Origin of the sequence: Stenotrophomonas geniculata ATCC 19374 = JCM 13324, from assembly GCF_001431625.1 — a bacterium.
GTDB classification, from domain to species: Bacteria; Pseudomonadota; Gammaproteobacteria; order Xanthomonadales; family Xanthomonadaceae; genus Stenotrophomonas; species Stenotrophomonas geniculata.
Window position 1 is genome coordinate 1 of record NZ_LLXT01000164.1, and the last position, 4,726, is coordinate 4,726.

The 4,726-nt window shown below is 64.3% G+C and carries 3 protein-coding genes; all 3 read right to left on the minus strand.

Annotated elements, in window-relative coordinates; all coding sequences use genetic code 11:
• A partial coding sequence (locus ARC63_RS22160) for a hypothetical protein (RefSeq protein ID WP_231298680.1) occupies nucleotides 1–547 on the minus strand: 547 nt, incomplete at its 3' end.
• Nucleotides 547–4,005 carry a phage tail length tape measure family protein gene (locus ARC63_RS22165; RefSeq protein WP_057504405.1) on the minus strand — a complete coding sequence of 1,153 codons (3,459 nt, stop codon included), beginning with the start codon at nucleotides 4,003–4,005 and terminating at the stop codon, nucleotides 547–549. The genes ARC63_RS22165 and ARC63_RS22160, both read right to left, overlap by 1 nt.
• A 184-nt stretch (nucleotides 4,006–4,189) precedes the next feature.
• Nucleotides 4,190–4,699, minus strand: a complete 510-nt coding sequence (locus ARC63_RS22170; RefSeq protein WP_057504406.1) for a DUF6631 family protein — start codon at nucleotides 4,697–4,699, stop codon at nucleotides 4,190–4,192.
• Nucleotides 4,700–4,726: the final 27 nt, after the last annotated feature.

The following is a 4,726-nucleotide window of genomic DNA, read 5'->3' on the forward strand; positions in this document are numbered from 1 at the left end:
CGTCGAACGTCAGCGAACGGATGCCGGCATTGTCATGCCATAGCGACTCTTCCGCGCTGTCCTGCAGCTGAGCCCTTCGCAAGGGAAACAGCACGGTTCCAGTTGGCCATGTGCCAGCGGTGGCAGCGGCGAGCGAGAGCCCTTCGGCTTCCACCGAGGTCACCGTCACCACTTCCCAGCGGTTGACCGCTCCCCACAGCAAGGCCTGTCCGCCGACGAAGAAATCAAACCCATTGGTTCGGCAGGCAATCTCGACCGATCCTACGGGCAATCTCGCGGGAATGAGCTGCGCATCCGGCCAGATGGGGACGAGCCAACGACCACCGTGGCCAGCGAGCAGCATGTCGACGACCCGGCGCTGCTGGCCCTCACACTTCACAGAGAACTCAAAGGACCGACGCGGATCAGAGCGATACGAACAATGCTGGGAGACACCAGATGCCGATGCCTGCATGTAGTTGGTGGCCCACGACAGCGTTTCTGTGATGGCGTCGGACCAATCAGCCGGTACCGGAAACACGCGTGGGCCGTTGGCGGAGAAAGACATCATTGCCACTCCGACTGGATCGCAGCGCCATTCCGGCTGGCCGTCATTACTACCGCTTGCTCAAACGCTGGATGCGAGGCCAACTTCTGGACCAGCTCATCCTGATCCTGCAGAAGGTAGACACGCATGTTCTTCGGAGTCGGAGTCCCGGCCGGTGCCACCGAGCTGAAGACCGGCGACCGCTGCAGCGAGGGCATCTGGCTGACTAGGCCACCGTCGGCAAAGGCATAAGCACCCCAGCGCCGGACGGCATCCATGCCGATGGCGTTGAACGCGTGCAGGAATGCCAGTGCACCCGGCTGCCGGACCACCTTGGCCCGGGCTACGAATTCACCATTGGAGAGCCAGGCAGGAATGCTGTCACTGGTACCTGTACCTGCACCCCAAACGGGACCACCCTGCGCTCTACCGACGGGAGTAGGCGTACCCACGCTGACGGTGCCGGTGTTGCTGGCCGCACCAGCAATACTACCGACCATGCTGACAACGGCCTTGGCATTGTTGGCAGCAGCCAGTGCGAGGGCGGCTTGCTTGAGCTGAACAGCAGCAGCCACCAGAGCACTCGCGCCGGTGACCAGGCCATTGCCCGCACCTGCCAGCGCCGAAGCGCTGCCGGTGACCGCTGTGGCGCCAGCGGTGACGACACTACCAGCCGAGGACAAGGCGACTGCCGAAGCTTGCGTTGCGGCCGCACCTACAGCCTGCGTACCGACGTCAGCGCTCTTGTCGAACAGCTTGCCAGTCAGGGTGGACGCCAGCTTGGCCGACAGCTCATCGGCCACATACCCAGCCAGGCCACTGGCAATGGATTGGAAGAAGCTGCGCACGATCTCGCCCAAGGTGGCATTGCCATTGGCCAGCGACATGAGGGCATCACGGAATGCGCTCTGGAACGTGGTGCGCACGTTCTGCTGCAGCAGGTTGGTGGTGGCGGCCATCTCCTTGAGCTTGACGGCCATCTGCTCGGCAGCCTGCAGCGCTTCGGGGTTCTTCAGCGCTTCGGCGGTGGCGCGCATGCGATCGGGAAGATCGCCCAGAGCGGTCAGCTGCTGCCGGGACAGATCTACCAGCTTCTGGCGCGCCTGCGCTTCGGTGATCAGCCCAGCCTGCAGCTCAACCTGGATGCGCTGCTGAGCCAAGCCCATTTCGCCCATTGCGCGGTTGTAGGTCTCCTGCATCTTCTGCAGTTCGGCCGTGAGGCGGACCAGCTCCTTGGCACGGTCGACCTCGGCCACACCGGACTGGTTGCCAGCCTCGACCATCTGCCGGCGTGTGACCTCGAGCTCGCGCAAGCTCTTGGCCTGCTGTGCATCGGGACCGCGCCCTTCAAGGTTGGCGATCTGATCCTGCACCTCCAGCAGCTTCTTTGCCGCCTCTACGCGAAGGCGATCAGAGTCCAGCTTCTTGGCGGTGTCCAGCAATTCCTGCTTGGTCTTTGCCGATGCGTTCTGGAAGTTCCCTTCCTTGATCGCAGCCTCGATCTCTGCCGTCTTGGTGGCCTTCTTGCGGCTTTCATCCAGCGTGCCGACCAACTCGATCTCTTGCTTCAGGCGCTCCAGTTCGCGCTGCGCCGCTGCCTCATCCTTCTGGGCTTCTGACTTGGGACCCTTGGGTTTCTTGGGAAGGCTCTCCGCATAGCGTGCGCGGGCCTCTGCCTCCAGGGACTTGATCGACTTTTCATCCATGCGGCCGGCCTTGCCCAGTGCCCGGATATTGGCGATCTCCTCTTCGAGCTTCTTCACCTTGCTCAGATTGCTGATGCGAAGCCGCTCGAACTCCTGCCTGGCCTTTTCTTCCTCCGGCGTGAGGGGGGCGTCGATGCCAGCCATCTGCACCTTCACAGGCGCGTTGGTTCCAGAGGCCGCCCGGATGCGCGCTGCCATCTTTCCGGTCAGGTCGGCAAAGGAGGGAAGCCCGAAGTTCTTGGTCAGCGTGCTGCCGACCACGCCCAACCCGAGCAGATCGGACAATCGTGGCAGTTTGGCCAGCACACCCCATTCGCCGGCCAGCTGCACAACTGCGTTGGTGAAGTCGCCGAGCGCGCCCCATGCACCGCTGACATCTTTCTTGACCTCCTGCCAACCACGGGCGAGCGCGGGCATCGTTTCATTGCTCTGCGCAGCAACGTCGTCCAGGCGGTCGGCGTAGATCCTGATCGCCTCCGCCACAGCTTCCTGCTGGTTGCCCTCCTTCACCAGGGCGCGCACCCGCGCCAGCTGGGCCTCGGTCAGGAAGTTCTCCGACTCGGTCAGCGCCAACAGGCCTTCGACAGGATCCTTCTTCAGGGTGAGGAACTTGGCGACGGTGGTATCGATGGCCTGGCCGGCGGAGGCCTGCATCTTGGCCGCACTGCGGGACACGAGCTCGAACTGTTCACCGGTAAAGCGGCCGGTCTGCGCCACCTTCGTCAGCGCCTCAGCAGCGGTGCCTCGGGAGACGCCCTGGAGACCGGCGAGCTGATCGCGCCGAGCCTGCAGGTTGGCAGTGCTGGTGGCGGCATAGTTGTTGGTGACGATCAGTGCCCGCTGGAAGGCCATCTCTTCGTCGACCGCTTGCTTCCAGGCCAGTGCCAGGCCACCGACCGCCACGGCCAATCCGCCGACCACGGCTACGGTGGGGGTGATAGCGCCAGCCAGCGCACGCGCGGCTGGCACCACACCACCGAAGGAATCCTTCAGCTGGCCGCCCTGCTGGATGGCCACCATCCAGATCGGCATGCCACTGACGATGCTGGTGGTGATATCGGTGATCTGCGCCGGCAGCTGGCGCATCGCCATCTGGTACTGGCCCGCGGAGATAGCGCCGGGTCCGCGCCCGCGATTGTTGGCCTCGGCCAGGTTGACGGCATTGCGCTGGATATTGATGCCGGCCAGGGCGCGGTTGTATTGCTCGCGACTGATGCGGCCAGCATCCACCGCCGACTGGAGCTCGCGCTCGTCGCGCTCGAGTTTCTGCAGCTTGGCCGACGCACCGTCGTATCGGCCCATGACGCCTTCTAGGGAACGCTGACGCTGCTGCTCAGTGCGGCTCAGCGATGCTTCCTGCTTGTCCAGCGTCTTCAGCGCGCTGTTGTAGTCCTCGGCGGTGATCAGCCCGCGCGCCATAACCCGGTCGAGCAGGGCTTCGGTGTCGGCCAGTTCAGACATGCTGGCCGCGCCCTGCTGCAGGCGGGCATCAAGCTCGGAGATCGAGCGGATCTCATCGGCGACCGTCTTCTGCATGGACGCGCCGGCAGTTCGCACCCGGTCAGCTGCAGACGCGCTACTGCGGCTGGCTTGATCCAGCGCGCCGGCCGCCTTGTCGGCTCCCTTGGTGACACCCTCCAGACCTGCGCCGGCAGCAGTGCCGGCGTCCTTGACCGAGGCCAGACCCCGCTGGAGTACCGGCAGGGCTTTCTGGGCCTGCTCGATATCCAGGGCGATGCGCATCGCAAGTTCAAGGTTGCGGGTGGCGGCCATTGTTACTTCAGTTCCTTCAGCAAGGTGGTCGCCGGATCGCCCCCGGCATAGGCAGCGTTGGTGTCGGTAATGCGCTCCCGCCGTGCTCGCCGCTGTTGGGCTTGGACATGCTCCCAAGCGAGCAGGATCTGGCGCTGCGTCATCCGACCGATGTCGGCAAAGCAGCGGCCGTAGCCAGCGCAGATCAGGTCGGTGAAGACCCGTCCATAGCCGACTGGCTCACCCTTTTGCCGACGGCGTTGCGCAGCAGCCGGCGCAGCAAAAAATTTCCGTTGGCCTGCCACCACAGCAGCAGCATCTGCTCGCCGTCGGTTTCATTGAGCGTTTCCAGCCAGCCTTCCTGTGCCCGCACCTCGGCGGCAGCATCCTGGCACTCCCCCGGCGCAGGGGCGATGGCGCAGGCCAGAAGATGGCGGATCAGGTCAGGGTGCGATAGCAGTACATCGGTCACCTCCAGCATCGACGCGGGCTCACTTCCCTCAAACAGCGGCTGCAGGTCGGCCAGCAGCGGAGCGGCCAGAGGCAGGATGCGGGCTCCTTCGAAGAAGCCGTACTCGCGCACGATGATGGTCTTGCCGTCGACCTGGCCCTGCTGCTGCGCAGCCAGGATGTCCAGTTCGCCGGCGACTGCCTCCGAATCCAGCGAGCCGGGTTCGGACGGCGGTTGGTCCTGATTGCCGATTCGCGTGGCCATCAGACGGCATCCACCAGCAATGCACGA